Genomic DNA, 706 nt, shown 5'->3' on the forward strand with positions numbered 1-706 from the left:
AGTATACCTTCGGTATTCGGCACAAGTTTGACTGCTTTTTTGAGCGTATCTAATACAAATTTATTGTTATTTGAGGTACTTAATTTATGACTGATAATCTGTTTGCTGCCTAAGTCATAAATAGCACTTAAGTAAAGTTTTTTACCATTGCTGAGTTTGAATTCTGTAACGTCAGTTAACCATTTTTTATTTGGGATTTGTTCTTCAAATTTTCTATTTAATATATTATGTGCTGTAATTTCAGGTGTTGTTTTAATATATCGTTTTCTTTTAGGGCGGATAGTAGATTTTAGATTAAGTTGATTCATCAATCTATAGACACGTTTATGATTTACTTTTTGATGTAGTTTAAGTCTTAAATATATGTATATACGACGATATCCATATATGCCTTTGTATTTATTGTAGATATCAACGATATCTTTGATTAATTTTTGATTTTCAATTTCTTTATTTGATGGTTTGCGATGTAACCATTTATAGTAACTTGAACGTGATATCTTTAATACTGAACATAACCAAGCTATCGGATAAAGGTTTTTAAATGCTTTTACCGTTTGGTATGATGCTTTTTGTCTGATGCCTGTTTCATCAACTTCCTTTCTATTTCTTCTTCCTTTTTTAAAACGTCATTTTCCATTTGAAGAAATTTATTTTTCTCTTTAAGTATCTTAATTTCAGCTTTTAATGCCTCTTCAGGTGTTAA

1 protein-coding gene is annotated in these 706 nt (G+C 28.5%); it reads right to left on the reverse strand.

Annotated elements, in window-relative coordinates:
- Positions 1-581, reverse strand: a 581-nt coding sequence (locus KA814_RS13580) for an IS3 family transposase (protein ID WP_348633954.1), incomplete at its 3' end; no start/stop codon positions are given.
- Positions 582-706 lie beyond the last annotated feature (125 nt).

This window comes from Staphylococcus sp. GDY8P196P, assembly GCF_017891705.1.
Classification (GTDB): domain Bacteria; phylum Bacillota; class Bacilli; order Staphylococcales; family Staphylococcaceae; genus Staphylococcus; species Staphylococcus ureilyticus.